This is a genomic window from Neopusillimonas maritima, from assembly GCF_003576595.1.
Classification (GTDB): domain Bacteria; phylum Pseudomonadota; class Gammaproteobacteria; order Burkholderiales; family Burkholderiaceae_B; genus Neopusillimonas; species Neopusillimonas maritima.
Genome location: NZ_NQOU01000002.1, coordinates 427,720 through 453,115, shown reverse-complemented (window position 1 = coordinate 453,115; position 25,396 = coordinate 427,720). Strand labels below are relative to the sequence as shown.

Annotated in this window: 30 protein-coding genes; 13 read left to right on the top strand and 17 right to left on the bottom strand. The window is 53.7% G+C overall.

Features of this window, described 5'->3' with window-relative positions; translation table 11 throughout:
* The first annotated feature begins 100 nt into the window (after positions 1-100).
* The 13 genes from CJO09_RS07175 (at position 101) to CJO09_RS07120 (ending at position 13,303) form a co-directional block, all read left to right on the top strand.
* Positions 101-607 carry a cupin domain-containing protein gene (locus tag CJO09_RS07175; RefSeq protein WP_119441741.1) on the top strand — a complete coding sequence of 169 codons (507 nt, stop codon included), beginning with the start codon at positions 101-103 and terminating at the stop codon, positions 605-607.
* Positions 608-635: 28 nt separating this feature from the next.
* Entirely contained in the window at positions 636-1,637 is a 1,002-nt protein-coding gene (locus tag CJO09_RS07170; RefSeq protein WP_119441740.1) for a hydroxyquinol 1,2-dioxygenase, read from the top strand.
* A gap of 90 nt (positions 1,638-1,727) precedes the next feature.
* Positions 1,728-3,191 (top strand): aldehyde dehydrogenase family protein, encoded by a 1,464-nt coding sequence (locus CJO09_RS07165; protein ID WP_119441983.1) that lies wholly within the window; start codon positions 1,728-1,730, stop codon positions 3,189-3,191.
* A 51-nt stretch (positions 3,192-3,242) separates the two neighbouring features.
* Complete coding sequence (dctP, locus tag CJO09_RS07160) at positions 3,243-4,268, top strand: TRAP transporter substrate-binding protein DctP (protein ID WP_119441739.1); 1,026 nt, start codon at positions 3,243-3,245, stop codon at positions 4,266-4,268.
* Between the two features lie 11 nt (positions 4,269-4,279).
* A complete protein-coding gene (locus tag CJO09_RS07155) occupies positions 4,280-4,774 on the top strand; it encodes a TRAP transporter small permease (protein ID WP_119441738.1) in 495 nt (164 codons plus the stop codon).
* Positions 4,771-6,063: a TRAP transporter large permease gene (locus CJO09_RS07150; RefSeq protein WP_119441737.1), complete on the top strand. Its 1,293-nt coding sequence runs from the start codon at positions 4,771-4,773 to the stop codon at positions 6,061-6,063. The genes CJO09_RS07155 and CJO09_RS07150 overlap by 4 nt, the downstream gene beginning before the upstream one ends.
* Positions 6,064-6,114: 51 nt before the next feature.
* Complete coding sequence (locus CJO09_RS07145) at positions 6,115-7,365, top strand: ABC transporter substrate-binding protein (RefSeq protein WP_245961257.1); 1,251 nt, start codon at positions 6,115-6,117, stop codon at positions 7,363-7,365.
* A gap of 62 nt (positions 7,366-7,427) precedes the next feature.
* Positions 7,428-8,096, top strand: coding sequence for an ABC transporter ATP-binding protein (locus tag CJO09_RS07140; protein WP_391523612.1), 669 nt, complete (start codon positions 7,428-7,430; stop codon positions 8,094-8,096).
* Entirely contained in the window at positions 8,097-8,798 is a 702-nt protein-coding gene (locus CJO09_RS15645) for an ABC transporter ATP-binding protein (protein ID WP_174233159.1), read from the top strand. It begins immediately after the preceding gene.
* A 3-nt stretch (positions 8,799-8,801) separates the two neighbouring features.
* Positions 8,802-9,656: a branched-chain amino acid ABC transporter permease gene (locus tag CJO09_RS15640; RefSeq protein WP_179950521.1), complete on the top strand. Its 855-nt coding sequence runs from the start codon at positions 8,802-8,804 to the stop codon at positions 9,654-9,656.
* A gap of 19 nt (positions 9,657-9,675) precedes the next feature.
* On the top strand, positions 9,676-10,677 hold the full coding sequence (locus CJO09_RS07130; protein WP_245961256.1) for a branched-chain amino acid ABC transporter permease: 1,002 nt from the start codon (positions 9,676-9,678) through the stop codon (positions 10,675-10,677).
* A 3-nt stretch (positions 10,678-10,680) separates the two neighbouring features.
* On the top strand, positions 10,681-12,264 hold the full coding sequence (locus CJO09_RS07125; RefSeq protein WP_119441734.1) for an alkaline phosphatase family protein: 1,584 nt from the start codon (positions 10,681-10,683) through the stop codon (positions 12,262-12,264).
* Positions 12,265-12,337: 73 nt separating this feature from the next.
* A complete protein-coding gene (locus CJO09_RS07120) occupies positions 12,338-13,303 on the top strand; it encodes a LysR family transcriptional regulator (RefSeq protein ID WP_119441733.1) in 966 nt (321 codons plus the stop codon).
* A 2-nt stretch (positions 13,304-13,305) separates the two neighbouring features.
* Here CJO09_RS07120 and CJO09_RS07115 read toward each other — a convergent pair whose 3' ends face one another.
* The 17 genes from CJO09_RS07115 to hisB form a co-directional block, all read right to left on the bottom strand.
* Complete coding sequence (locus CJO09_RS07115; RefSeq protein ID WP_119441732.1) at positions 13,306-14,532, bottom strand: NAD(P)/FAD-dependent oxidoreductase; 1,227 nt, start codon at positions 14,530-14,532, stop codon at positions 13,306-13,308.
* 13 nt (positions 14,533-14,545) lie between these two features.
* The gene (locus CJO09_RS07110) at positions 14,546-14,869 is read right to left on the bottom strand and encodes a 2Fe-2S iron-sulfur cluster-binding protein (RefSeq protein ID WP_119441731.1); all 324 of its coding nucleotides are present in this window, start codon (positions 14,867-14,869) and stop codon (positions 14,546-14,548) included.
* 84 nt (positions 14,870-14,953) lie between these two features.
* Positions 14,954-16,111: an ABC transporter substrate-binding protein gene (locus CJO09_RS07105; protein WP_119441730.1), complete on the bottom strand. Its 1,158-nt coding sequence runs from the start codon at positions 16,109-16,111 to the stop codon at positions 14,954-14,956.
* A gap of 57 nt (positions 16,112-16,168) precedes the next feature.
* A complete protein-coding gene (locus CJO09_RS07100) occupies positions 16,169-17,227 on the bottom strand; it encodes an aromatic ring-hydroxylating dioxygenase subunit alpha (RefSeq protein ID WP_119441729.1) in 1,059 nt (352 codons plus the stop codon).
* Between the two features lie 21 nt (positions 17,228-17,248).
* The gene (locus CJO09_RS07095; protein ID WP_119441728.1) at positions 17,249-18,004 is read right to left on the bottom strand and encodes an SDR family NAD(P)-dependent oxidoreductase; all 756 of its coding nucleotides are present in this window, start codon (positions 18,002-18,004) and stop codon (positions 17,249-17,251) included.
* 12 nt (positions 18,005-18,016) lie between these two features.
* A complete protein-coding gene (locus tag CJO09_RS07090; protein ID WP_119441727.1) occupies positions 18,017-19,087 on the bottom strand; it encodes an oxamate carbamoyltransferase subunit AllG family protein in 1,071 nt (356 codons plus the stop codon).
* 373 nt (positions 19,088-19,460) lie between these two features.
* The gene (locus CJO09_RS07085) at positions 19,461-19,778 is read right to left on the bottom strand and encodes a HigA family addiction module antitoxin (protein ID WP_119441726.1); all 318 of its coding nucleotides are present in this window, start codon (positions 19,776-19,778) and stop codon (positions 19,461-19,463) included.
* A gap of 12 nt (positions 19,779-19,790) precedes the next feature.
* Positions 19,791-20,081 carry a type II toxin-antitoxin system RelE/ParE family toxin gene (locus CJO09_RS07080; RefSeq protein ID WP_119441725.1) on the bottom strand — a complete coding sequence of 97 codons (291 nt, stop codon included), beginning with the start codon at positions 20,079-20,081 and terminating at the stop codon, positions 19,791-19,793.
* 83 nt (positions 20,082-20,164) lie between these two features.
* Positions 20,165-20,926 (bottom strand): twin-arginine translocase subunit TatC, encoded by a 762-nt coding sequence (tatC, locus tag CJO09_RS07075; protein ID WP_114419263.1) that lies wholly within the window; start codon positions 20,924-20,926, stop codon positions 20,165-20,167.
* Positions 20,923-21,354, bottom strand: coding sequence for a Sec-independent protein translocase protein TatB (tatB, locus tag CJO09_RS07070; RefSeq protein WP_114419264.1), 432 nt, complete (start codon positions 21,352-21,354; stop codon positions 20,923-20,925). The genes tatC and tatB overlap by 4 nt, the downstream gene beginning before the upstream one ends.
* Positions 21,355-21,360: 6 nt before the next feature.
* Complete coding sequence (gene tatA, locus CJO09_RS07065; RefSeq protein WP_114419265.1) at positions 21,361-21,600, bottom strand: Sec-independent protein translocase subunit TatA; 240 nt, start codon at positions 21,598-21,600, stop codon at positions 21,361-21,363.
* A 127-nt stretch (positions 21,601-21,727) separates the two neighbouring features.
* Positions 21,728-22,072, bottom strand: coding sequence for a phosphoribosyl-ATP diphosphatase (locus CJO09_RS07060; protein ID WP_119441724.1), 345 nt, complete (start codon positions 22,070-22,072; stop codon positions 21,728-21,730).
* Positions 22,069-22,488, bottom strand: coding sequence for a phosphoribosyl-AMP cyclohydrolase (hisI, locus tag CJO09_RS07055; RefSeq protein ID WP_119441723.1), 420 nt, complete (start codon positions 22,486-22,488; stop codon positions 22,069-22,071). Before hisI ends, CJO09_RS07060 begins: the two co-directional genes overlap by 4 nt.
* A gap of 16 nt (positions 22,489-22,504) precedes the next feature.
* On the bottom strand, positions 22,505-23,284 hold the full coding sequence (hisF, locus tag CJO09_RS07050; RefSeq protein ID WP_119441722.1) for an imidazole glycerol phosphate synthase subunit HisF: 780 nt from the start codon (positions 23,282-23,284) through the stop codon (positions 22,505-22,507).
* Positions 23,285-23,287: 3 nt separating this feature from the next.
* Entirely contained in the window at positions 23,288-24,037 is a 750-nt protein-coding gene (gene hisA, locus CJO09_RS07045) for a 1-(5-phosphoribosyl)-5-[(5-phosphoribosylamino)methylideneamino]imidazole-4-carboxamide isomerase (RefSeq protein WP_114419268.1), read from the bottom strand.
* Between the two features lie 66 nt (positions 24,038-24,103).
* Positions 24,104-24,760 (bottom strand): imidazole glycerol phosphate synthase subunit HisH, encoded by a 657-nt coding sequence (gene hisH / locus CJO09_RS07040; RefSeq protein ID WP_119441721.1) that lies wholly within the window; start codon positions 24,758-24,760, stop codon positions 24,104-24,106.
* 9 nt (positions 24,761-24,769) lie between these two features.
* On the bottom strand, positions 24,770-25,357 hold the full coding sequence (gene hisB, locus CJO09_RS07035; protein ID WP_114419270.1) for an imidazoleglycerol-phosphate dehydratase HisB: 588 nt from the start codon (positions 25,355-25,357) through the stop codon (positions 24,770-24,772).
* Positions 25,358-25,396 lie beyond the last annotated feature (39 nt).

The window sequence follows — 25,396 nt, the reverse complement described above, 5'->3', positions numbered from 1 at the left end:
TTGTTCTCTAATCGCAAACAATAGCGTCGGCTGGCGTGGGGTTCTCGTTCCGGGGTTGCAAACCTATACTTTTCTCCATGATTACAAAAAGGAGGCAAGTATGTCAGTTACTTACAACACGCGCTTCGGCTCGTTGAAGGGCTACGAAAAGGGTCGTGTCGAGCCAATTTCCGACGACGTCAAGCATTATGCGTTCTCAAATTGCTACGAAATAGCCAGCCATTCCCAGCCCTGGGAAAAGGTGGTTTTCGGTAAAAACCAAATTTATGTACTAGAGGCGCTGCGTGCCGAGGGCACGTCGCCCTGGTTTACGTGCGCGCACGATGAGTTTGTATTGAACATGGATACGGATGTTGAGGTGCATTTGATTAAGTTGGATGCGTCTCAAACTGTTCAAGACCCCGAGAAAAATGGGGCGGTGTTGGTTCAAGGCGAGCCCAAAGGGCAAAAGATGGGCTGGATGAAGCTTAAGCGCGGGCATCAGGGTATGTTGCCCAAGCAAACGGCGTATCAGTTCCGCTCAACCGAGCCGGGGGTGGTGGTGTTGCAAACATGCCTGGGCGACCTTTCGGTTGAAAAGTGGGCGCAAATCTGCCAAAGCGCCTGATTCTAAATTCTTAATAGAGAGAGACAACATGAATGCCGTTACCGAACAAGTCATTATGTCGGAAGCCGACCCAGTTACCGGCTATCACGCGTTTACCTTGGGTTCATTTCATTTCCGACGCGACGAATACTTTGCACATATTTCCTGGACAACCCGTGATGGGCGTCCGTTGTCCCACAGTATGGATGTGGGGGCCTTCCTGAAAGCGTTGATGCGAGACGTGGCGTGGGGGTTTTTCTATGGTGGTGTTAATTTCGACGAAGTGATTGGCACCGTGAACCACTACAATTCCGTTGATTTGCACGCAGGCGCATTTAACGCAACGTTGAAGGAAGCCGGTGTGGACTTGCTGGAAAACTTTCCCACCGATCAGATTCGGGTGACGTTTGAGCACATGCTCGACGATTGGACAAACGAAGGCTTTGACCCGTTTGCGGCCCCTCAGGAAACGGGCAATCCGTATGGTCGCAAGAACGGCCATAACCGCCCGGCCATTACACGCGCCCGTGAGTTGGCGACCCGCTGTGTTGGTTTGAAAGGGGATTTGCCACTGCGTTCAGACGAGCGAGGCGCCCCGATTAATCGCGCCTTTGCAGACGTTCCACAAGATGAGCCGGAACTGCACCCCGAGCCGGGCTTTGAGGATGAGGTTCATGCTTTCAACCTTTTCGCTTTTTTAAGCCGCTCGCAAGTGACATGGAATCCATCATTTACCAGTGTGGTGAAGCACAGCTATATGTGCCCCACTACGGAAGAGCACATGCTGCCTATTCTGCATTCAAATGATCGGGTTGAGTGGTTTTTCCAGATGAGTGACGAAATTCACTGGGATTGCGCCGACAAGTCTACGGGCAAGCCGCTTGCGCGCGTAATTATGAAAGCGGGCGACATGGCGGCCATGCCGGCTTATTGCCGCCACCAGGGGTTTAGTCCCAAACGGTCGATGCTTTTGGTGTGGGAAAACGGTTCGCCTAAGCTGGTGTATGAAATTCAAAATGGTGACGCCCCTGAAGTGCCCGTCTCTTTTTAATCTGTTCTGAAGCCTGACCCCCGCATGGGCGGGGATGGAGCAATTATGAATCCGAGTGATATTGCCGCTGCGGCAGGGTTGCGCACGCCCATACGCCACCAGCTTTTTATTAATGGAAAATTTGTTGACGCGGTGTCGGGCGAGACGCTTGCCACGTTGAACCCGCACGACAATTCCGAGATTGCCCAGGTGGCGATGGCCGGCAAGGAGGATATTGATCTTGCCGTGGCTGCCGCCGAGAAGGCATTTCCGGTTTGGAGCCGACTGTCGGCGATGGAGCGTGGCCGAATTTTGCTTAGGTTGGCTGATTTAATCGAGGCCAATGCGGAAGATCTGGCGCGTTTGGAAACCATGGATACGGGGCACCCCATTCGCGATACCCGCTTTCTCGACGTGCCGCGTACCGCGGGAACGTTTCGTTATTTCGGCGGGATGGCCGATAAATTTCAGGGTGAACAAATTCCGGTTGAAGCGGGCTTCCTGAATTACACCTTGCGCGAACCCGTGGGCGTGGTGGGTCAGGTGGTGCCGTGGAATTTTCCGTTAATGTTTACCAGTTGGAAAATGGGGCCGGCACTGGCCGCAGGTAACAGCATTGTGCTTAAACCCGCCGAGATTACCCCACTGACCACGTTGAGAATTGCAGAGCTCATGTCGGAGGCGGGCATGCCCGATGGGGTGGTGAATATCGTGCCGGGTCTTGGCTCGGTTGCCGGGCAATATATTGCCGAACACGAGCGTATTGCAAAGATTGCTTTTACCGGCAGTACCGCAACGGGCCGCCGAGTGGTCCAGGCCAGTTCGGGCAACCTGAAAAAAGTACAGCTTGAGCTCGGTGGCAAAGGTGCCAATATTGTTTTTTCCGATGCCGACCTCGACCAGGCGGTGCACGGCTCATTGCAAGCTATTTTCCATAACCAGGGCCAAGCGTGTATTGCCGGGTCGCGAATTGTTTTGCATGAAAGTATTGCCCGCGCTTTTCTGGATAAGTTTTTGCCCATTGCACAAAGTATTCGCATGGGCAATCCCATTGCCCCTGAAACGGAGATGGGGCCGTTAACCAGTATTCAGCATAAAGAGCGGGTGTTGAGTTTCGTTGAGGTGGCGAAAGAGCAGGGCGGTGAAGTGTTATTAGGAGGCAAGGCGGGCGAGGGTGAGTTGGCCCATGGGTGCTACGTGATGCCTACTGTTGTGAAGGCGGCGTCGCCTTCTGATCGGGTCGCTCAGGAAGAAGTGTTTGGGCCTTTTGCCACGGTGATGACGTTTAAAACCGATGAGGAAGCGCTGGCAATTGCCAATGGCACCCAATACGGTTTGGGTGGCGGGTTATGGACAAAAGACCTGCAACGCGCGCACAAGTTCGCGCGCGAAATGAAAAGCGGCATGGTTTGGATTAATTGCTACAAACGCGTTAACCCCGGTTCGCCGTTTGGCGGCGTGGGTGTATCGGGATATGGCCGGGAAATGGGCTTCGACGCCATGCGTGAATATACGCAGGTTAAGAGCGTATGGGTCAACGTTGATGCAAAAGTGCCGCCCTTTTATCCGCGTTAAAGCGGCAGGCTAAATGGCGCCTGACATAAATTAAAAATTCTGGAGACAAAAATGAAATACATCACAGGGCTGCTGTCGGCCGCTGTACTGGCTTTGACCAGTACCGTTAGTTGGGCCGAGACGACCAATTTATTGATTAATAGTTTTTTACCGCCGAAACACACCATTAATGAGAAGGTGCTTAAGCCTTGGGCCAAGGAGGTTTACAAGGCCACCGACGGGCGGGTGCGGGTATCGATTGCACCACAAAGTCTGGCGGCGCCGGCGGCCCAACTTGATGCTGTCACCCAGGGGATTGCAGACGGCGCTTATATGTTTCATGGCTTGATGGCCCGGAACGTCAAGCTTTCGCAAATAGCCCATTTACCTTTCATTAACTCAACGTCTGAACGCAGTTCGATTGCCTTGTGGAAAACGTACGAAAAGTTTTTTGCCAAGGTAGATGAATATGAAGGCGTTCACGTGTTATCGATGTTTACTTTTCCGGTTGGGCCTATCTACAGCATGGAAGAGCCGATAACCTCAATTAAGGATGTTCAAGGCAAGCGGGTGTATGCGTTGCCTGGTGTGGCTGCTCAAATGATGGAGGCAGCCGGCGCAGGTGTGGTGGCGGTGGCCGCTGCGCGTAGTCACGAGGTTATTTCCGGCGGCACGGTTGATGCGTTTGCGGGTTACCCGGTTATGGATGCAAGGGCGTTTAATACCGCTTCATATGCCAAATCAATTGTTGACGTTCCCGGTGGTATCACTGCCGCCAGCTTTGCGTTCTTCATTAACCAGAAAAAGTGGGATGAAATTTCAGAGCAGGATCAAGCAGCCATTATGCGCTTGAGTGGGGAATCCTTTGCGGCCCGGTCCAGCGTTTACGATCAATTGGAGCGGGATGTAAGGGCAGGTTTGGCTAAAGACGGCGTGCAATTTATAGAGGCCGATGCGGCCTTCAACGACGAATTGCACAAACTGGGCAAGCCGATTGTTGCAGCATGGGTGGCTAACGCACAAAGCTTGGGTGTGGATGGTGATGCCGCGCTGAAATATTACATCGAGCAGGCGCAAGGTAGTCAGCCCGCAAAATAAAGGCCTACATCATGACGACCCCATTAGCGTCGAAATTGGAGCAAGTGCTGAAATGGACATGCGTGCTCCCCCTCATGGTTATCTTAGTGCTGACTTTTGTCGATGTCTTCATGCGCTATGTGTTTGCAAGTCCAATCACGGGAGCGACGGAAATTATCCGCTTTTGTATGGCATTGGCAGTCTTTGCCGGGCTGCCTGTTCTTACCCGTGATCGAGGTCACATCACTGTCAGCCTCATAGATAACCTTCTGGGAGCGCATGCTTTACGCATTAAACAGGCGGTGTGTGATGCCGTGAGCTTGTTCGCGGTTATGTTGCTGGCCTGGCGGTTATGGGATCAGGCGGGTTTGTATGTCAATACCCAGGCGGCCACCATCGTGCTCGATTTACCCATGGCACCGCTGGTGTACGTGTTGTTCGCTTTCACTGTGCTAACGGCGATATTGCTCGCGGCCGTGATGGTGAATACTTTAGCGGCGGCTTCGGCGCGTGGAGAGATCTCATGACGCTTGCCCTGATTGGTTTCGTTGCGGTGTTGGTGCTGGCCTTTATCGGTGTGCCCCTTGCTTTCTCCATGATTCTTATTGGAACCGCCGGTTTTGCTGTCTTGCGTGGGCTTGATCCTGCCATGACGATGTTGGCTCAGCAGGTTGTCGACGTGTCGTCAAATTACGGGTTGTCGGTGTTACCTATGTTCATTCTCATGGGTTTGTTTATTTTTAAAGCCGATATTTCCGAAGAGCTCTATGACGCGGCGAATGCCTGGCTGGGGCACTTGAAAGGCGGGTTGGCACACGCAACGGTACTGGCTTGTGGTTTGTTCGGCGCAATTTCGGGAAGTTCGATTGCCGCGTCGGCCACGATGAGTAAAGTGGCTATTCCGCCGATGCGAAGGTCGGGTTATCACGACGCGATTTCAACAGGTTCGATTGCGTCAGGTGGGGTGCTGGCCGCAGTCATTCCGCCCTCGGTGCCGCTTATTGTGTATGGTCTGCTCACCGAAACGGATATCAAGAAACTCTTTTTGGGAACCCTCTTCCCCGGGCTCATACTGGTGTTGCTGTTTATGCTGGCTATTGTGATTACCATTGGTTTGAGACCCAAACTTGGGCCGCAAGGTCAATTGAGATCAATGCGTGAGCGGTTACGTAAAACATCCAAATTATGGTCTGTTGTTGTATTGCTGATATTGGTGATGGGCGGCATGTATGGTGGCCTTTTTACCGTGACCGAATCAGCCGGCATTGGCGCAATGGGGGCGTTGGCCATAGGTGTGGCACGACGTAGGCTGGCCGTTAAAGACATTATTAATTGCATGATGGAAGCGACAAAAATCACTACGATGATTTTTGTCATTTTGTTCGGTGCGCTCACTTTCGCCAATTTCATTAACCTCAGCGGCATGACCTTTGAGTTGGTCATGCTTATTGAAGACCTTGGCTTATCACGTGTTGGTGTGCTGATTGCCATTGCCCTGATCTATCTGGTTATGGGTTGCGTCATGGAGTCGATGGGGTTGCTGATTCTTACCGCGCCGATCTTCCTGGCTGTTGTACAGAATTTAGGGGTAGACCCGATTTGGTTCGGTATTTTCGTCGTCATGATGATTGAGATTGGCATGCTGACCCCGCCCGTTGGTATGAACGTGTTTACTGTAAAAGCAATTAACCCTGATATTCCCCTCACGACGATTTTTGCCGGCACGGTTCCGTTTCTTGCCGCCTGTATTGTCATTATTGGACTCATCATCGCATGGCCTGATCTGGTCATGGCCCCGACTACCTGGGTTAGGTAGGGATGTTTTTCCGTAGCACCTTAAAAACCACAAGGAGAAGACAACATGAACATGACACGCAGACAATTGATTCAGGCGATGGCGGCGGTTGCGGCAACAAGTGCATCCCCGCTGGTGTTTTCCGCTCAAACCTTGAAAATTGGTTATGTATCGCCCCAAACCGGGCCGTTGGCGGCATTTGGTGAGGCTGATAGGTGGGTTATTGATCGAATGAACGCCGTTTTTAAAAACGGTATTGAAGTAGACGGGACGAAATACGCGGTTGAAATTATTCTGAAGGACAGTCAATCAAGCCCAAATAGGGCGGGTGAGGTTGCTAACGACCTTATTCTTGAAGACGAAGTGGCATTGGTATTAACAGCGGGTACACCGGAAACGGCCAACCCGGTAAGCGATGCATGTGAACTGAATGAAGTGCCTTGCGTGTCGAGCGTGGTGCCTTGGCAACCGTGGTTCTTTGGGCGCCAGGGCAATCCTGAAACCGGCTTCAACTGGACATATCACATGTTTTGGGGGCTTGAGGATGTGATTGGCGCGTATATCGATGGTTGGGAAACGCTGCCCACAAACAAAAGTGTTGGGGGATTGTTTCCCAATGATGCCGATGGCAATGCCTGGGGCGATAAGGAGTTGGGTTTTCCCAAACCGTTGGCAGAGAAAGGCTACACGATTACGGATCCGGGTCGTTTTCAAAGTGGTGCGCAAGATTTCAGCTCTCAAATTGCCGCTTTCAAACGCGACAATGTCGAGATCGTTACCGGTGTTGTGATTCCACCGGACGCAAAAACTTTTCTTACACAAGCCAAACAACAAGGTTTCAACCCCAAAGCAATTACGCTTGGAAAAGCGCTGTTGTTCCCGAGCGCAATTGAGGCGCTGGGCGATCTGGGCGATGGTTTAAGCACCGAGGTGTGGTGGAGTCCTTATCACCCATTTAAGTCGAGCCTGACCGGGCAAAGTGCCGGCGCCCTGGCTAAAGCGTATGAGGAAAGTACCAGTAAGCAATGGACGCAACCGATTGGCTTTGCGCATGCTTTATTTGAAGTTGCGGCTAACACGCTTAAGCGTAGCAAGTCGTTGAAGCCGGCGGATATTCGTGATGCGGTTGCGGCAACGCGTATGGAATCCATTATCGGGCCGGTCCAATGGGGAGGCGCGGGGCCGTTCAAAAACGTGAGCAAAACACCCCTTGTTCTGGGTCAATGGAAGAAAGGCAAGCAATATCCCTACGAACTCTTTATTGTTAATAATGACCAGGCAAAAGAAATACCGGTTAACGGGAAATTTGAGGTGATGGAATAACGGGAAAGGCGATGCCCATACTCACGCTACAGTCAGTTTGCAAGTCTTATGGTGCGCTGCGTGTGACCGATCAGATTTCTTTATCGGTGGAGGCGGGTGAAACCTTGGGCGTTCTGGGCCCCAACGGCGCGGGTAAGACAACGTTGTTCAATTTAATTTCGGGTGACGTTAAGGCCGATGCCGGACACATTGCTTATAAGGGCAAGGATATTACAACCTTGCCTGCACATATGCGGTGTCGTCTCGGTATCGGTCGCAGCTATCAGGTGCCTCAGCCGTTTAGCAATATGACCGTGTTTGAAAACTTGGTGACGGCGGCTTGTTTTGGTGCAGGACAGAGCGAGCATCAAGCCTGGGAGACCGCCGTTGAAGTGTTGGAACAAGCCGGTTTGCTGACGGTAGCAAATCGGCAGGCCGGCTCGCTCACACTCTTAAACCGTAAACGGCTTGAGCTGGCCCGCGCCCTGGCGACACGGCCTGAGGTTCTGCTGCTGGATGAAATTGCCGGTGGCTTAACGGAGCACGAAGCACGAGAGCTGGTGGATGAGTTGCTCAAGATAAAAGCCAGGGGGGTCACCATGATCTGGATTGAGCATGTGGTACACGCGCTTTTATCGGTTGCCGATCGACTTTTTGTCATTAATTTTGGACAAGAGCTGGCTGAAGGTGATCCCGATTCGGTGATGAGTAATCCCGATGTGAAACGCGTTTATATGGGTATGGAGGTTTGAATGGCGGCTCTGCTTCAAACCCGTAATCTACAAGCTTGGTATGGCGATGCACAAGCCCTCTTTGGTATTGACTTCTTGCTTGATGAAGGGGAGTTGGTTGCCATTATCGGGGCCAATGGCGCCGGCAAGTCTACTTTTCTCAAGAGCGTCACTGGTTTAGTAAAGGTGGCGTCTCAAAGTGTCGAGTGGAAGGGAAAGGCGATTGGTGGTTTTCCGCCTGGGGAGATTGTGCGCCAAGGCCTTGCAATGGTGCCTGAAGGGCGTCGATTGTTTGCTTCGCTGTCAGTTGAAGAGAACCTATTAATGGGGGCAAGCGCCAGGCGCAAGGGGCCTTGGGACCTGCAGCGGCTGTACAAACTTTTTCCTGTTTTAAAGGAAAGGCGCCGCCTGCCGGCCACTTCTTTATCGGGCGGGCAACAGCAAATGGTTGCCATCGGACGAGCCCTTATGAGTAACCCCGAAGTGCTGTTGTGCGATGAGTTGTCGCTGGGCTTGGCTCCAATCATTATTCGTGAAATTTACGACACGATGCCCGTGATTACGGCAGAAGGAATGTCTGTCGTGATTGTTGAGCAAGACGTTTCCATGGCACAGCGAGTGTCGTCGCGACTTTATTGTCTGCAGGAAGGGCGTGTTTCTTTGCACGGGAAGTCGGACGATGTCACTCGCGAGCAAATCAGTCAGGCCTATTTTGGAGTGTGATTCATGGACATCCTGATTCAGGGTATTTTGCTGGGCGGCTTGTATGCGCTGTTTGCATTGGGGCTATCGCTGATGTTCGGTGTCATGCGTTTAACGAATATCGCGCATGGCGATTTCATCATACTTTCTGCCTTCTTGACGTTTGCGTTAACCAGCGTTGGCTTGTCGCCCTTAGTGGCTTTGGCACTGACGTTACCGGTGGCCTGGGTCTCTGGCTACGTCGTTCAGCGCGGAGTGCTTAACGGCACCTTGGGTAAAGACCCCATGCCTTCTTTAGTGGTGACCTTTGGGCTTTCAATTGTGGTACAGAACTTCTTGCTTGAGGTGTTTTCAGCCGATCCGCGCTCGATTAATACCGGTGGCTTTAATACGATGAGCTGGTCGGTGGAAGGCGGTTTGTCGGTGGGGCAGTTACCCGTACTTATTTTGTTGTTGGCGTTGGTGTGCACGGTTGGCTTGCAATGGCTGTTTAATTACACCGCGCTGGGTCGAGCGTTCCGGGCGGTATCGGATGACCCTGAAATTGCAGAGTTAATGGGCTTGAACGGGCATAAGGTTTATGCCTTGGCTACGGCGCTGGCGTTTCTGTTTATTGCGTTGGCCGGCGCAATGCAGGGTATGCGTACGACGGTGTCGCCGTCCGATGGCCCCATGTTGCTGTTGTTTGCTTTCGAGGCCGTCATTATTGGCGGTATGGGAAGTTTCTGGGGCACGTTTATTGGCGCCATTTTACTGGGCGTTACGCAACAAATAGGTTCGCGTATTGATCCTGGTTGGGGCATATGGACCGGCCATATGGTGTTTTTAATTGTGTTGGTTGTGCGTCCGCAGGGTCTTTTCCCTAAAACACGCGGTTAACAAAGCTAAGGTAAAGAATATGAGTATTTCTTACACCGTGGTACGGGGAACCGCCATTCACAAACTATGGCTCGCCATGGCGTTGGTTCTGGTTGCCGGCGCGATTAGTGTTCCTTTTTGGGGCGCGTCAAGCTGGATGCGCGAGTTTGTTGAGATTTCGTGTTATTTCATTTTTGCCATGACCTGGAATTTATTGGCGGGCTATGGCGGTATGGTGTCGATTGGTCAGCAGGCTTTTTTCGGTCTGGGCGGGTACGCCATGCTGATTCTTGGAAATTTTTACGGTGTTAATCCGTTTGTGGCGATTGTGATTGGGGCGTTTGTAGCGGGGCTGGTGGCGATTCCCGTGTCGGTGGTCGCGTTCAGGTTGCAGGGTGGCTACTTTGCGGTGGGCACTTGGGTGATTGCCGAAGTATTTCGATTAACGTTCTCCAATATTTCCGCGGTTGGCGGCGGTTCGGGCACGACGTTAACCGCCTTGCGTGGCATTGATCGGTTTACACGCGAGTCGGTTACGTTCTGGATGGCATTGCTGTGTGTGGTGGCGTGCGTTGGGTTGGTGTATTTATTTTTGCGCAGCAAGCGTGGCTTAGCACTTCTGGCGATTCGTGATAACGAAGTGGCGGCCAAATCACATGGTATTGCCGTGGGCCGGATCAAATTGGCGGTGTATGTGGTGGCGGCATTTGGTGCGGGGTTGGCCGGTGCGCTTTACTTTGTGGGTAATTTACGGATTAGTCCAGACGCCGCCTTTAGCGTTAACTGGACGGCCTTCGCGATTTTCATGGTGATTATCGGCGGTATTGGCCGCATTGAAGGGCCGTTGGTGGGGGCGCTTATTTTCTGGGCCCTGAACAAGTTTTTTAGTGATTTTGGGACATGGTACCTGCTGGGGTTGGGGGGGCTGGCCATTGTCATTACCACGTACTTCAAACAAGGCCTTTGGGGCTATGCCCAACAGCGCTGGGGGTGGTCTTTGTTCCCTACGGCGCATCAATTAATTGTTCATCGAAAGAATTGAATTATGACTTCTCGCTCTGTAAAGAATGTGCTTTTTATTATGGCCGACCAGTTGCGTTGGGATTATCTGGCCTGCTATGGGCATCCTTCTATTAAAACGCCCAATATCGACCGTTTGGCGAAACGAGGTGTGCGATTCAGCAATGCCTTTGTGCAGGGGCCGGTTTGCGGTGCTTCCCGCATGTCGACGTATACCGGCCGCTATGTCACAAGCCATGGGTCGGCATGGAATTTTATTCCCCTTTCTGTCTCTCTTAAAACCTTAGGCGCTCATTTGACGCCGCATAATGTGCGCTGCGCCGTTGTGGGTAAAACGCATGTTGAGCCTGACATTAACGGCGCAGCGCGCCTGGGAATTGATACTCATACCGATCATGGGCGATTATTGATGGAGGGCGGGTTTGAGCCTTATGAGCGTGATGATGGACTATGGCCACCCGGATTCAAAGTAGAAAACAATAAATACTGTGACTACCTTCGTTCACACGGATATCAAAGTGATAATCCATGGCACGATTTTGCCAATTCATCGTTAAGTGAAGAAGGCGCGATTCAAAGCGGATGGAAGTTGCGTTGGGCGGACCAGCCGGCGCAGGTTAAAGAGGAGCATAGTGAAACGCCCTATATGACCCGCCGCGCAATGCAGTTCATTGAAGAGCAAGGTGAGCGTCCCTGGGTTTTGCATTTGTCATTTATCAAGCCGCATTGGCCGTATGTAGCGCCGGCGCCTTATCACGACATGTACACGGCTAACGATATATTGCCCGTAAAGCGAAGTTCCGGCGAAAAAGACGATCCGCATCCCGTCTTCAGGGGCTTCATGGATTACACCCCCAGTAAAACTTTTAGTGAAAATGGTGTCCGTGAAAAAGTGATTCCAACTTATATGGGGTTGATTACCCAAATTGATGATCAAATTGGTCGCTTGATGCAGTTCCTTGAAGAAACCGGCAGGGATAAAGATACCCTGATCGTGTTTACCAGCGATCACGGTGATTATTTGGGGGATCATTGGCTGGGCGATAAGGAGCTTTTCCACGATACCGTGGTGAAGGTCCCGCTTATTGTGGTGGATCCCAGTGCCGAGGCCGATCAAACCAGAGGAACAAGTTCCAATGAAATTGTTGAAGCCGTCGATTTGTTGCCGACGTTTCTGAATGCTTTGGATCTACCCATTCCAATGGAGTGGCTGGAAGGGCAATCTTTGTTGCCGTTGCTGCGTGGCGAAGGTCAAAGTTGGTCAAAAGATATGGCGGTAAGTGAAAACACGTTTGCTTTTCGGGATTGCGTTCGGTTACCCATTGGCGCGCCGGTGGATCGATGCAATATGACGATGGTGCGCACTCATGAATGGAAGTATGTGCATGTTGATGGGTTGCCGCCCATGTTGTTTGACTTGGTCAACGATCCCGATGAGCTGTGTGATTTGGGTAAATCACCGTCGCATGCGTCTGTTCGCGAACAAATGCAGCGTCGTTTGCTTGATTGGTTGTTTTGTCGCCGTCGCATGACGGGGATTGCGCCCGACGCAATCGCTTCGTGGAATCAGAAGGAACTGAAGGCCGGCATCGAGATTGGTGTGTGGTAGCGCATTATTCAGGCACAATATCTATTATTGCGCGCTTGGGTAGGTGAGCCGACACAACCCTAGGTATTTTGCCATGGTCTTGCTGAAAAATATTGAAACCTTTACGTTGGTTGCCCAGACACAGAGTTTTGCTGAAGCGGCCCGCCAAATGCGGGTGGCACGTTCGGTGGTTACCACCCGTATAAAACAGCTTGAGGAGTATGTGGGCGTGCCGCTGTTTCACCGCAGTACGCGTATTGTGCGTCTAACGGAAACCGGCAAGATATTTCTTCGGGATTGCGAAGACTTGGTGGTACGCGCGAATAACCTTGTCGATCAGATGCGCACGACAAAAGGTTCGCCCACCGGCATTTTGCGCGTGCATGCGCTTACCGGGCTGGTATTAGGGCACTTTGCTTCGGTGTTGAATGGTTTCCAGGAGGCTTACCCCGACATCCGTCTTGAGCTCAGCGTAAGCGATTCCGCAATTGATCCGGTCAAGATGGGGGTGGATTGCGCATTACAGATTTTCCCCCCGTTGTCGGTCGACCTGGTATCGAAGCCTTTGTTTCCTGTGCGTCGTGTTTTTTGTGCCAGCCCAAAGTATCTTAAGGCGAAGGGCGCGCCTCAAAAACCACGCGATCTGCACAACCACAAATTGGGTTTGTATTCACGTTACCCCAGCCGCGACCGTTGGACATTCCATCGTGATGGACACCAGGATTCGTTGTATTTGAATGCCAAGTTGTTAACGAACAGCGTGCATCTTTTGCAGGAGTACGCGCTCGAACATGCCGGTATTGTGTGCATTCCTACTTTGGTTGCGTCTCGCCCGCTTATGTCGGGTCGGCTGGAGTTGGTGTTGCCACAATATACGTTGTCTTCATTCAATTTAAGTGCTGTTTATGCGGCAACCTCGCGCAACGCTTTTAAGTTGCGGTTGTTTATTGAACATATATCCTCGCATTTTGGGCATGTACCCCCGTGGGACGCCGACCTTATTGCGCGGGGGCTGATTCCCGAGAAAATTTTTACCACTGATCGACCCGCTATACCTTAGTGTTAACTTTCCATCAGCGCAGCCAGGTCAAAGTTCGGGTCGCTCGCCTGTTCGGGCGTGGGCCAAACCTCCTGGCTTAACATTTTCCTGGCCAGAATGTGTTCCTTGGGCGCATTCAAAGTGTCAACCGAAACCAAACGCTCGTCGGCATAGTTGTAGATGGAAAAGGCGGCGTCGCAGGTGTTGCCGCGCACCACCGAGGTGGTCACCGCGTGTGCTACGCCCGCAATTTGCAGTTTCATATCGAACTGATCCGACCAGAAGTACGGGGTGTCATGGAAGGGGCGACTTTGGCCCAGTATTGAACGGGCGGCCGCTTTGCCTTGTTCAATGGCATTCTGTATGGATTCCAGGCGTAGGAAATGGCCGTTGCCGTTGCTACGCGCTGCGCAGTCGCCGGCGGCGAAAACATGGGGTGCCGAGGTGCGCCCGTATGCGTCAACCACAATGCCGTTGTTGCACACAATGCCGGCTTCTTGCGCAAGCGTGTCGTTGGGGGTTACGCCAATGGCCACTACAACCAGGCCGGCGGTTAAACGTTGCCCGTCGGCCAGTTCAATGGTGGCGTGGTCGTCGGCTTCGCTTAAATGGGTTACGCGCGCATTCAGCGCGATGTGAACGCCTCGGCTTTCATGGCGCTGCTGGAAGGTTTTGGCAAGCACGGGGGTGGCCACCCGGCCCATTAATTGGTTGCCCGCCTCAAGTACGGTTACCTCAAGCCCCATTTCCCGGGCCACGGCGGCCACTTCCAGGCCAATAAACCCCCCACCGATAACGACAACGGGTTCTTGCCGGCTTTGGCAAAGGCTTAAACGTTCGGCCACTGCTTCCGAGTGCCCGCGCGAGCGCAAGACATGGATGGTTTTTGCATTGGGTTCTTGCCCCGGAAACAGGCGTGGTGACGCGCCGGTGGCAAGCAGTAAACCGGAGTAGGACAGGCTTTCGCCTGTATCCAGCTCAACGGTTTGGCGCTCGGGGTGAATAGCCGAGACGCGACACCCCGTTCGCATGGTGATTTTCCGGCGCTCGAACACGTTTTGTCCGCGCATGGTCAGGGCGTCAAAGTGTTTTTCTTTCAGGGCGTCTTTGGATAAGGGCGGGCGATGGTAGGGCGTATGGGGTTCGTCGCCCAGCAAGGTAATCAGACCGTTGTATTTTTCAGCGCGCAGTGTTTCGGCCGCCTGCAACCCGGCTTGCCCTGCCCCAACAATTACAATGTGGTTTCCCATGGGGATGAAATAGTTAATATTGGGTTTCAGGGAGGGTGATGCTTAGGTTGTCGAGTGCTGCAGACGCCTTTATCTGGCACGACAGCCGGCTGTTGTCTTTTCTTTGTGCGGCTACTTCTTCAAGCAGTTCCAGCTCTTCTTCCGTGGGAGGGTTCAGTTCAGACAGTCGGGCGGGGTCAACATAGCAATGACAGGTGGCGCATACCAGCGAGCCGCCGCATTCCCCCACAATGCCGTCAATACCGTTTTGCACCGCCGCCTGCATGAGGTTCTGGCCGTCGGGGACGTTAAGCGTGGTTGTGTTGCCGTCGGGGTCGACATAATGAATACGGATCATGAATGAGGGTTCCTTGGAAGGCCCCACGCGAATGCGCTTGGGGCGCATGCGTGGGGTGGCTAAAAGTAAGGTTGGGTAAGGGGGTTAGTCGGTATTAAGGATCTTGCCGTCTTCGATCTTGACCAGATAGGTCATGGGAACGCTCTGGCCGCTTTCCTTGCCTGCCGGGCCGTCTTTGTTGAACTTAACGTGTCCCGTCAGCCCGTCGATTTCGGTTTTCCAAAGTGCCGCCTGGATTTTTGCAGGGTCTGCTTCACCGGCCTTTTCAATGGCGGCGGCAAGCGTGTAAATGCCGTCGTAGCCGCGTGCGCCCTCAGGTGAGCCGGCTGGGTCGAGGCCCATTTTTGCCCATTGCTCGACAAAGCCGCGTGCCGCTTCAGGGTTCAGAGTGGCGTCGGGGAACCAGGGCACAAAGAACATGACGTGGTAGGTGTTGTTGGCCGCTTTCCCTGCCTGGTCGATCAGTTGCTGGGGCATGATGCCGCCTGTTGTAATGAACGGCACGTCGATACCCAAGGCCTCGGCTTGCTTGGCCACCAGGGTAATTTGCTCGGTTCCGCTGGTTAGAAATACATGACTGGGCTGCTTTTTGGCGTGCTTGATGGCGGCAAGCTGCGATGTCATGTCTTGTGCGGCGGCGTCCATAATGTGCGTTTCGCCCACTTCAACACCCTGGGCTTTGAGCATTTCGCCGTAGGCTTGGGCTGCGCCCAGGCCCCAGTCGTTATTCACCACCAGGAAATCAACTTTGGTGATGCCCATGGGTTTGACGCGATCGGCAAAACTGGCCGCTTCCATGGCGCTGGTAGGGCTAATGCGGAAAACGTAGGGGTTGCCCTGTTTGGTTATTTTCGACGAGCTGGCGGTTTCAACCAGCATGGGAATGCGGTATTCCATGAGTTTGGGCATGGAGGCCAGGGTGTAAGTGGAGCTCCAGGCACCCATGATCGCAGGCACTTTATCGCGCACGATCAGTTTTTCGGTCACGTTCGAGGCTTCGGTAGGGTTGCTTTTGTTATCTTCAATAACAAGTTCCAGTTTCTTGCCCAGAACGCCGCCGTTTTCGTTGATTTCGGCTGCGGCAATTTTGGCGCCTTCTGTAACAAAGGTGCCGGCGGCCGCCACCACGCCTGTTAGCGGTTGATTGACGCCAATCTTGATGACGTCGGCGGCGTGGGCCACTTGCGCGGCACCCATGATTGAAATGACACTGATTAAAGCTTTGATTCCCATGGTTTTCATGGTTGTCTCCTGATGGTTTTTGGAAAGCTTCAGTTGAAATGACGCAGCCTAATGTGGTTAGGTGGCCGCGCCAGCATTTGCGGGTGTGTTTAGGTGTTGGCGTTCCTCCTGTATCAATTTTTGAACCATTTTGTGCATGCGTCGCGGGGCGGCATCAATGCCTAATGTGATTTGCTTGGCATTGGGGTCGCGTTCCTGCTCTTGCTGAATCCGTTCCAGAATGATCTTGTCTTCCTTGAAGGCGAACTCAAGGGCGGCGTTCAACTCCTGGTCTATTTCCGGTTCGTCGACGCGGAAATTGCGGACGTGAAACCAATATTGCAAAACGGTGCGGTCATCAACCGGGGTAAGCACGTGACACGAATGCATTTGCACGCCGGTATGACGCATTTCCGGGTCTTTGATGGAACCGGTTGCGCAGGTGCCCATGTCGATATCGAAGAAGCAGGGCGGGGTGTAGTCGTAGTAGTGCCACCGGTCGACCTGGCCGGTCATTTTGGCGAAGTTGGCGAATAAAGGGATGGGGGGCGCGTCGGGGATCCAGCGCCATACGGAAATGCTGTTGTCGCCGTAATCGTTGTTAACCGGAATCGATGCGCCCGCGGGTGTGCCCAGGGTGGACTTGTGCACGAAGGTGACGTGCGCGGGGTCGAGCAGGTTTTCAACCAGGCTTAAATAGTTGCACTCAATGCGCAGAACGCCGCCTTGTACCGCGTGCCAGCCTTCCTGGCCGTACTGGGGCACGTTGAACATTTTGCTGATGTCGGCTTGTTTGGGGTCGCCCAGCCAAATCCACACCAGGCCGTAGCGCTCTTCAATGGGGTAGGCGCGCACTGTGGCGTTTTTGGGAATGACTTCCTGGCCGGGGATACGGATACATTGGCCGGAGCAGTCGAACGTCATGCCGTGGTAGCCGCATTCGATGGCGTCGTCGATCAGTGTGCCCAAAGACAGCGGCGCAAGCCGGTGTGGGCAGGCATCGTGAAGCGCGGCAACCGAGCCGTCTTGGCGACGGAAAACCACAACAGGCTCGTTGGCGATCATATGACGGGTGAGTGTGCGGTCAACCTCGTTTGACCAGGTGACGGGATACCAAGTATTTTTGACGAATTCCATTGTTTAACTCCTTTAAAAGCATTAGTGGTAGTACGACCCACCGTCGACCACAAGCGTTTGCCCGGTAATGAAAGCGGAGCCCGGCCCGGCGAAAAATGCCACGGCACCCACTAAATCATTGGGGTGCATGTCGCGCGCAAGGGCGCGGCCCCGGACGGAAAATTGCGATGAGCGTTTGGCCAGCTCGGCGTTTTTCATCACGCCTTCGCTCAGTGTGAAGCCGGGGGCCACGCTGTTCACCAGAATGTTGTGTTCCCCCAGTTCGGTTGCCAGGGCCCGTGTCATGGAGACAATGGCGCCTTTGGAGGCAACGTAGTGCAGCATGTGCGGGTTACCCTTGAAGGCCACGCCCGAGGAAATATTGATAATGCGCCCGCCGCCCTGCCCCTTGAACGCAGGTAGCACGGCTTTGCAGCAAAGGAACTGGCCGATAACGTTGACGTCGACCAGCGAACGCCATTCCTGCGCGGTTAATTGTTCAAACGGTTTTTGTTGAATCGATGAAAAAATGGCTGCGTTGTTGACCAAAATATCGATTTGGCCGAAGGCGTCGACGGCGGCCTTTGCCATATGTTCCGTATCGCCTTCTTCGGCCACATTGGCTTGCACGCCGATGGCCTGATGGCCTTTCTGCTTGAGTTTCTCGGCTGCGGCCTGCGCGTTGTTCAGGTCGGCAATCACAATGCGAGCGCCTTGTTCGGCCAGGTGTTCACTGACGGCAAAGCCAATGCCCATTGCCCCCCCGGTGATCAGTGCAACTTTGTTCTGTAGCGTCATTTTTGTTCCTGCTTAAGAAGGTTGTTGAAAGACGGAAAGCGGCGGGCAGTAATGGCCGCGGCCAATCGGGGTATCGGCGCCCTGACGATCAAGAATGGCCAGGTTGATGATGGGAGCAAGGCGAGCTGCCTGGATGCGCGCCGGGTCGATGCAACCGCTTTCAGGGCAAAGAATGTGGTCTGGCCGTGTCGTGGCATCGTCTGGCAGGTAGTCTTTCCATTCGGTCAGCAGCGTAGGGGCGTTTTTCAATGCCTGCCCGCCATAGCCGCAGGCGTCGACCACGGCGCTATCGCCGATGGCACCCAGGGCTTGTGCCGGATGATCGGGCTTGAAGCGGGGGCCGCTGGGCGGCGGTGCGCTGACCGTGATCCATTCGTTTGTGTTTTTGAATTTCACGCCGAACTCAATGCCGTTGGCGCCAATGGCGTTAATGGCGCTGGAAGAGGTGTGCAGCTTCCAACTGCAATAGGCCATCCAGGTGGTGAGTGCGAAGCCGGCATTGGTCAGGATTTTTTCACGGGTGGCGTCGGGTAGCTTTTCAAGTGCGTTGACCCATAGTTTTGTTCCGGCGCTCACAATTGCGTGGCCGTCGTCACCCAATTGCAGGGCCTGCTGCATCAGCGCTTCCGGATGAATGGGCGCGTTTTCCAACAAAGGGTTGATGTGGTCGGCGAATTGCTTGCAGTCATTCTGTGCGCGTTCGCGGCATAGGGGGTCGATGGAGCCGAACCGCAATGCGGGTGCAGGCCCTTCGCTAACCGGTGAGTACACCTTCAATGCTTCGTTGCCCACTTCAACACACCAGGTGGAGGGCCCGGCTACTTGGGCTAATGGAACGACCAGGCCGTGATCTTGCGCCGGCAGCAATTTAATGGCCGGCGGCGATTGCAAAAGCAAGCCGCGCGCGGCGTCGGTGTCGGTGGCCCATCCTTCCATGACGGCGGCTTGCGCCGCTGCGTTCAATACCGCGTCTGGCGGGCTTTCTTTGTAAGGTGGCCCGGCGTGGAACAGTGCCTGTTCGGGTAGGTTTGGCAAGGCCTCGCCTAGGCGAACCATACGTGTTAGTTGTGCTGTATTGCTCATTTAACCCCCTGAAAGCGGCCATCGCAGAAGCGATGGCCGGTACTGCCTGAATGCTGCTCGTTTCATTACACACAGTCGTTTCAACACATGCGCCACACAATTCGCCGTAAAAAACATTTGCGATTGTGCTAACGTCGTGTTATACTATCTTACTATCGATAGTACCTATATATGATAAGTAAAATAGCCCCTTCCTGTCAATGGAAAGAGGCCATTTCGGGCTGTTTATTAGGGTAAAACCTTATGGATAACTCAGCTTAAGTTCACTGAATGTTTGCTTGAAAAGCAAAAGAAAACGGCCCCAAAACTGGCGTTATTGGGGCCGAATAAAAGAGATACGAATTCGTTTATTTGCGCAAACAATGCGCTATGGTTATGCGGCCACTAGCGGCTTTGCTTGTTCTATTTTGTGTGCCAAAACTTCATTATGTTTCGCTAGCCACATATCATTAATGACTTGCAAGTTTAGCCAAAAATCGGGTGTAGTCCCCAAAACCTTTGCGAGTAAGAACGCGGTGTCGGCCGTGATCCCACGCCGACCTCCACATAGTTCATTAACGGTTTTACGGCCAACTCCCATTGCTTTTGCCAGTTCGCCTTGTGTAATTCCCAAAGGCTCCAGAAATTCTTTTTTAAGCATAGTGCCCACACTGGTAGGTTGATGAGCCGGAATTTTCAATGCTTCAACCATAAGTGTTACCTCTTATCTGTACGTATGAGGATCAAGATAAACCCCACTAGCCTCGCCTGAGCTCCATTGAAATATCAAGCGGTATTGCTTGTTCACACGAATTGAACACCAACCTTTCAACTTACCTTCAAGATGTTCGAAGCGATTTCCCGGGGGTGTCCTTAAATCTTTTTCGCCTACTGCAATATGAAGAATATCAAGTTTGCGTTTTAGTGCGTTTTCAATAAGGCTCGGTATATTGGGTGATCTTATTCCCTGAAAGTAATAATCATCCAGCCATTGATCGCGGAACGTTCTAATCATGTTATATAGTACCCTGTATCGATACAGGGTACAAGCCTTTTAATTTTTTAATTGTAAAGCGTACAGTTCAGCGCATTTTTGAGCTATTCGTCGTCGGCTTCTTTTTCGCGTTCCGAAGGCTTCATTCTTGAAGCGACCAGCAGCCCCACTTCATACAGCACACATAGGGGCACGGCCAACATGAATTGGCTGATAACGTCGGGTGGGGTAACAATGGCGGCAATAACGAAGGCCCCCACAACCACATACCCACGTGCACTGCGCAGCTTTTGCACGCTGACAATACCGCTTTTTACCAACAGCACCACTGCAACCGGCACTTCGAAGGTAATGCCGAAGGCCATGAACATGGTAATGACGAAACTGACGTAGGCTTCGATATCGGGCGCAGGGGTAATCGACTGCGGTGCAAAGCCCGCGATGAATTCAAAGACGGTTTTGAAGACGACGAAGTAGCAAAAAGCCATGCCCAGCAAAAACAGCACCGTACCCGAAAAAATGAGCGGTAGCGCCAGTTTTTGTTCGTGTTTGTACAGCCCTGGGGCGACAAACGCCCAGGCCTGATACAGCACAATGGGTAAGGCCAGCACAAAGGCGGTAAGCAGCGCAACTTTAACCGGCACCATGAAGGGCGTGATGACGCCGGTGGCGATCATGCGGGTGCCGGTAGGCAGCGTGGCCAGCATGGGCTGTGCCAGAACGTCGTACAGAAACGAAGGCCCTGGATACAGGAACAGAATAATAAAGATGCCCAGAATGGCACCAACCGCGCGAATCAGGCGCGTGCGAAGCTCGATAAGGTGCGAGACGAAGGATTCGGAATTGCTTTCTTCTTCGGCTGTCACGTTTCAGTTCCGTTTTTCTTGGTGCCTGCGGTGTCGTCGGGCGGCGCGCTTGTGGCTTTATCGCTCGAGGGTTCGCTTTGCTTGCTGCGAATCGAAGAGTCGATCGACTGTTCGGTTTCTTTCAGTGTTTGTTCGGTGTCTTGCAGCGCCTTTTTGGCTTCTTCAAGCGGGTTGCGAATGGTGTTGCCGGCGTCGTCGACCGAGCTGCGCACCGATTTGGCGGCGTCTTCAATCTGGCCTTTCAGGCTGCCGATTTCAGCGGAATCCATTTCACGCTTGATGTCGGTTTTCACGTCGTTTACGTAACGTTGTGCGCGACCCAGCAGGTGGCCCACGGTGCGGGCCACATTGGGCAGGCGCTCGGGGCCGATGACCAGCAGCGCAACCACGCCGATGATCATGAGTTCGGTGAAGCTCAGACCAAACATGGCGGTTTACGCGTCTTTCTTTTCTTTGGCCTGAACGTCGATGGTGTCGCTGTCTTCGGTCTTTTGAGTAACGGCTTCAGGCTTTTTGTTTTGCTCGCCTTCGCTGTTGGCGTCGTTCATGCCTTTCTTGAAGCCTTTAACGGCGCCGCCCAAGTCTTCACCCATGTTGCGCAGTTTTTTGGTACCGAACACCAGGGCCACAATAACCAGAACAATAAGCCAGTGCCAAATGCTGAAACTACCCATTTCAATCTCCGTAAGGCAGCAGGTTGCTGCACATTTGTTTATCTACTCATTCTAACCATTCTACCGAAGTGCGTGGCAGGTAAAAGGGTAGGGAATGCGATAGTATGCTGTATATTTTTTGGGCGGGTTAAGCGCCTCGCTTTGCCTTTTCTTCCAGGCCCGATACGCCTTCGCGTCGCGCCAGTTCATTCAGAATATCTTCGGGCCGCACATTGTAATGCGCCAATGCCACGAGGGTATGAAACCATAAGTCGGCGGTTTCATACACAATTTTGTCGCGGTCGTTGTCTTTGGCGGCCATGACCAGTTCGGTGGCTTCTTCGCCGATTTTCTTCAGGAACGCATCGGGCCCTTTAGCCAATAACTTGGCAGTATACGATGCGTTTGGGTCGCCGCCGTTTTGCGGCAGGCGGCTTTCCAGGGTGTCGGCCAGGCGCGCCAGAATCTGTTCCGTGTTTGGCGTTGAACTCATTTGTAGATTTGCTCCGGATCTTTCAGCACGGGGTCGGTGGTGGTCCAACTGGTGGTGTCCAGGCGGCGAAAGAAACAGCTTTCGCGGCCGGTATGGCAGGCAATGCCGCCTTCCTGTTTTACTTTCAGCAAAATGACATCGCCGTCGCAATCCAGGCGGATTTCCTTTACCTGTTGAACGTGGCCGGACTCCTCGCCTTTGCGCCAAAGCCGCTGGCGCGAGCGCGACCAATAAACCGCGCGCTGGGTTTGGGCGGTTTCCATCAGGGCGTCGCGGTTCATCCAGGCCACCATTAACAAGGTGCCGGTATCGGCGTCTTGTGCAATGGCGGGAATCAGGCCGCTGTTGTCGAAATGCACGTCTTTCAGCCAGGCGGGCCCGGCGGTTTCAGTGGTGTGAGTTTCCGGTTGGCTCATATTCGGCCTCCTTGCTTTACAGCCTAACGGGGATACCTTGCTGTGCCATGAGTTCTTTGGCTTCGTGCACGGTGTGGTCGCCGAAGTGAAAGATACTGGCCGCCAGTACGGCGCTGGCCCGGCCCGTGGTGACGCCTTCCACCAGGTGCTGCAGGTTGCCTACGCCCCCCGATGCAATCACGGGGATAGGAACGGCGTCGGATACGGTGCGGGTGAGGTTCAGGTCGAAACCCGATTTCGTGCCGTCGCGGTCCATACTGGTAAGCAGAATTTCGCCTGCCCCGTATTCAGCCATTTTAACGGCCCATTCTACGGCGTCGATTCCGGTGGCGTTGCGGCCCCCGTGCGTAAAAATTTCCCATTTCAATGCTTCACCGGGTTGGGATACCTGGCGTGCATCGATGGCCACCACGATACACTGCGAGCCGTGATATTGCGAGGCCTCGCGCACCAGTTCAGGGTTACTGACGGCTGCACTGTTAATAGACACTTTATCGGCCCCGGCGTTCAACAGGCGTTGAATATCGGCCACTTTGCGCACACCGCCCCCAACAGTGAGGGGGATGAACACTTGTGACGCCACGGATTCGATAATGGGCAGAATCAGGTCGCGGTTGTCGCTGGTGGCGGTAATATCTAAAAACGTGAGTTCGTCGGCGCCTTGTTCGTTGTAGCGACGCGCAATTTCCACGGGGTCGCCGGCGTCGACCAGGCCCACGAAGTTCACGCCTTTCACAACGCGCCCGGCGGTCACATCCAGGCAGGGGATAATACGGCGTGTCAGTTCATTCGACATTGCTTACTCGGTTTCGCCGTTCAGTTCGTCGGCCAGGGTTTGTGCGGCGCCGAAATCCAGCGTGCCTTCATACAGGCTACGGCCCAGAATGGCGCCTTCAACACCTTCTTCTTCTACCGCGCACAGGGCTTCAATGTCTTTCAGGTCGGTCACGCCGCCCGAAGCAATAACGGGAATAGTCACCGCCTGGGCCAGTTTCACGGTGGCGTCGATGTTCACGCCTTGCAGCATGCCGTCGCGACCGATATCGGTGTAGATAATGGCTTCGCAACCATAGTCTTCAAACTTTTTCGCCATGTCGATGACGTCGTGGCGGGTTAGTTTGCTCCAGCCGTCGGTGGCTACTTTACCTTCGCGTGCGTCGAGCCCCACAATAATATTGCCGGGGAAGGCACTGCAGGCGTCGCGCAGGAAACCGGGGTTCTTAATGGCGGCCGTGCCGATAATGACGTAAGCCAAACCCAGATCGAGATACGCTTCAATGGTGTTCAGGTCGCGAATGCCGCCGCCGATTTGCACGGGGATTTCTTCGTCGATGGCGTCCAGGATGTTTTTGATGGCCGCCAGGTTCTTCGGGCTGCCGGCGACGGCGCCGTTCAGGTCAACCAGGTGCAGCCGGCGTGCGCCTTGGTCGAGCCAGTCGGAGGCCATGGCCGCCGGGTCTTCCGAGAAAATAGTGGCGTCGTCCAGGTCGCCCTGGCGCAGGCGTACACAGTGTCCGTCTTTGAGGTCGATAGCGGGAATCAGAAGCATGATGGTTCAGGGCCAGTTTAAAGTGCCGAAAAGGTTGGCGTGTTGTTTAAAAATATAACAAACCGTTCAAGGGTTCCAGTCTACAAAGTTCCGATAAAGGCGTAGGCCGGGATCTGCGCTTTTTTCCGGATGAAACTGGACGGCGAAAATGTTTTCCGCCGCCACGGCGCAGGTAAAGGGAATGCCGTAATGGCTTTCGCCCACGGTTAATTGGGCCTGGTCGGGCGCTGCGTAATAACTGTGCACGAAATAAAAGTGGGTACCGTCTTCAATGCCGCTCCACAAGGGGTGAGCCTGGGTTTGCCACACGCGGTTCCAACCCATGTGCGGTACTTTCAGCAGTTCGTGTTCGTTGTCGCCGTGTTGTTTCGATGAAGCGAATTCCGGGCCGGCAAACAACTTTACTTTGCCGGGGAAAATGTTCAGGCAAGGGGTGTTGCCTTCTTCGCTGGTGGTGAACAACATTTGTTCGCCCACGCACACGCCCAGTAGGGGCTTGCTGCGTGCGGCCTCTTCCACGGCTTCGCGCAGGCCTGATTCGTTCAGGGTGCGCATGCAGTCGGGCATGGCGCCCTGGCCCGGGAACACCACGCGCGAGGCGTCGCGAATGGATTGGGCGTCGCGGCAGAGACGGATGTCGGCGTTGGGCGCGGCAGCGTGAAGGGCGCGGGCAACCGAGTGAAAGTTGCCCATACCGTAATCAACAATGGCAATGGTGTTCACAATAAAGCCTTACAGCGAGCCTTTGGTGGAAGGAATGGTGTCGCCGGCGCGCGGGTCGATTTCAGCGGCCATGCGCAGTGCGCGGCCAAAGGCCTTGAACACGGTTTCACACTGGTGATGCGAGTTGGTGCCGCGCAGGTTGTCGATGTGCAGCGTCATTAAAGCGTGGTTCACAAAACCCTGGAAAAATTCCTGGGTAAGGTCGACGTCGAACGTGCCGATGTGCGAGCGGGTGAACGGCACATGAAACTCCAGCCCGGGGCGGCCTGAAAAATCAATCACCACGCGTGACAGCGCTTCGTCGAGTGGCACGTAGGCGTGGCCGTAGCGGCGCAGGCCTTTTTTGTCGCCTACGGCGGCGGCCACGGCCTGGCCCAGCGTAATGCCCACGTCTTCCACGGTGTGGTGGTCGTCGATATGGGTGTCGCCGTCGCAGTGGATGTCCAGATCAATTAAACCGTGGCGCGCGATTTGGTCGAGCATGTGGTCTAAGAAAGGGACGCCCGTGTTAATGGTTTGGCGGCCGGTGCCGTCTAAATTAATGGCCACACGAATACGGGTTTCGTTGGTATTACGTGAAATTTCAGCGGTACGCATGGTTTAAGGTCTTTCTGTGCAAAAGGGCCGGGTTAAGGC

Bases quoted from the DNA above. Each gene is read 5' to 3' on its own strand.
- CJO09_RS07125 (WP_119441734.1), top strand. From the start codon at position 10,681: ATGACTTCTCGCTCTGTAAAGAATGTGCTTTTTATTATGGCCGACCAG.
- CJO09_RS07090 (WP_119441727.1), bottom strand. From the start codon at position 19,087: ATGAGCAATACAGCACAACTAACACGTATGGTTCGCCTAGGCGAGGCC.
- CJO09_RS07110 (WP_119441731.1), bottom strand. From the start codon at position 14,869: ATGATCCGTATTCATTATGTCGACCCCGACGGCAACACAACCACGCTT.
- CJO09_RS07170 (WP_119441740.1), top strand. From the start codon at position 636: ATGAATGCCGTTACCGAACAAGTCATTATGTCGGAAGCCGACCCAGTT.
- CJO09_RS07150 (WP_119441737.1), top strand. From the start codon at position 4,771: ATGACGCTTGCCCTGATTGGTTTCGTTGCGGTGTTGGTGCTGGCCTTT.
- CJO09_RS07100 (WP_119441729.1), bottom strand. From the start codon at position 17,227: ATGGAATTCGTCAAAAATACTTGGTATCCCGTCACCTGGTCAAACGAG.
- tatB (WP_114419264.1), bottom strand. From the start codon at position 21,354: ATGTTTGGTCTGAGCTTCACCGAACTCATGATCATCGGCGTGGTTGCG.
- CJO09_RS07105 (WP_119441730.1), bottom strand. From the start codon at position 16,111: ATGAAAACCATGGGAATCAAAGCTTTAATCAGTGTCATTTCAATCATG.
- CJO09_RS07120 (WP_119441733.1), top strand. From the start codon at position 12,338: ATGGTCTTGCTGAAAAATATTGAAACCTTTACGTTGGTTGCCCAGACA.
- CJO09_RS07060 (WP_119441724.1), bottom strand. From the start codon at position 22,072: ATGAGTTCAACGCCAAACACGGAACAGATTCTGGCGCGCCTGGCCGAC.
- tatA (WP_114419265.1), bottom strand. From the start codon at position 21,600: ATGGGTAGTTTCAGCATTTGGCACTGGCTTATTGTTCTGGTTATTGTG.
- CJO09_RS07175 (WP_119441741.1), top strand. From the start codon at position 101: ATGTCAGTTACTTACAACACGCGCTTCGGCTCGTTGAAGGGCTACGAA.
- CJO09_RS07130 (WP_245961256.1), top strand. From the start codon at position 9,676: ATGAGTATTTCTTACACCGTGGTACGGGGAACCGCCATTCACAAACTA.
- CJO09_RS07085 (WP_119441726.1), bottom strand. From the start codon at position 19,778: ATGGTTGAAGCATTGAAAATTCCGGCTCATCAACCTACCAGTGTGGGC.
- CJO09_RS07080 (WP_119441725.1), bottom strand. From the start codon at position 20,081: ATGATTAGAACGTTCCGCGATCAATGGCTGGATGATTATTACTTTCAG.
- CJO09_RS07145 (WP_245961257.1), top strand. From the start codon at position 6,115: ATGACACGCAGACAATTGATTCAGGCGATGGCGGCGGTTGCGGCAACA.
- CJO09_RS15645 (WP_174233159.1), top strand. From the start codon at position 8,097: ATGGCGGCTCTGCTTCAAACCCGTAATCTACAAGCTTGGTATGGCGAT.
- CJO09_RS07095 (WP_119441728.1), bottom strand. From the start codon at position 18,004: ATGACGCTACAGAACAAAGTTGCACTGATCACCGGGGGGGCAATGGGC.
- CJO09_RS15640 (WP_179950521.1), top strand. From the start codon at position 8,802: ATGGACATCCTGATTCAGGGTATTTTGCTGGGCGGCTTGTATGCGCTG.
- hisI (WP_119441723.1), bottom strand. From the start codon at position 22,488: ATGAGCCAACCGGAAACTCACACCACTGAAACCGCCGGGCCCGCCTGG.
- CJO09_RS07115 (WP_119441732.1), bottom strand. From the start codon at position 14,532: ATGGGAAACCACATTGTAATTGTTGGGGCAGGGCAAGCCGGGTTGCAG.
- CJO09_RS07155 (WP_119441738.1), top strand. From the start codon at position 4,280: ATGACGACCCCATTAGCGTCGAAATTGGAGCAAGTGCTGAAATGGACA.
- hisB (WP_114419270.1), bottom strand. From the start codon at position 25,357: ATGCGTACCGCTGAAATTTCACGTAATACCAACGAAACCCGTATTCGT.
- dctP (WP_119441739.1), top strand. From the start codon at position 3,243: ATGAAATACATCACAGGGCTGCTGTCGGCCGCTGTACTGGCTTTGACC.
- hisA (WP_114419268.1), bottom strand. From the start codon at position 24,037: ATGCTTCTGATTCCCGCTATCGACCTCAAAGACGGACACTGTGTACGC.
- hisF (WP_119441722.1), bottom strand. From the start codon at position 23,284: ATGTCGAATGAACTGACACGCCGTATTATCCCCTGCCTGGATGTGACC.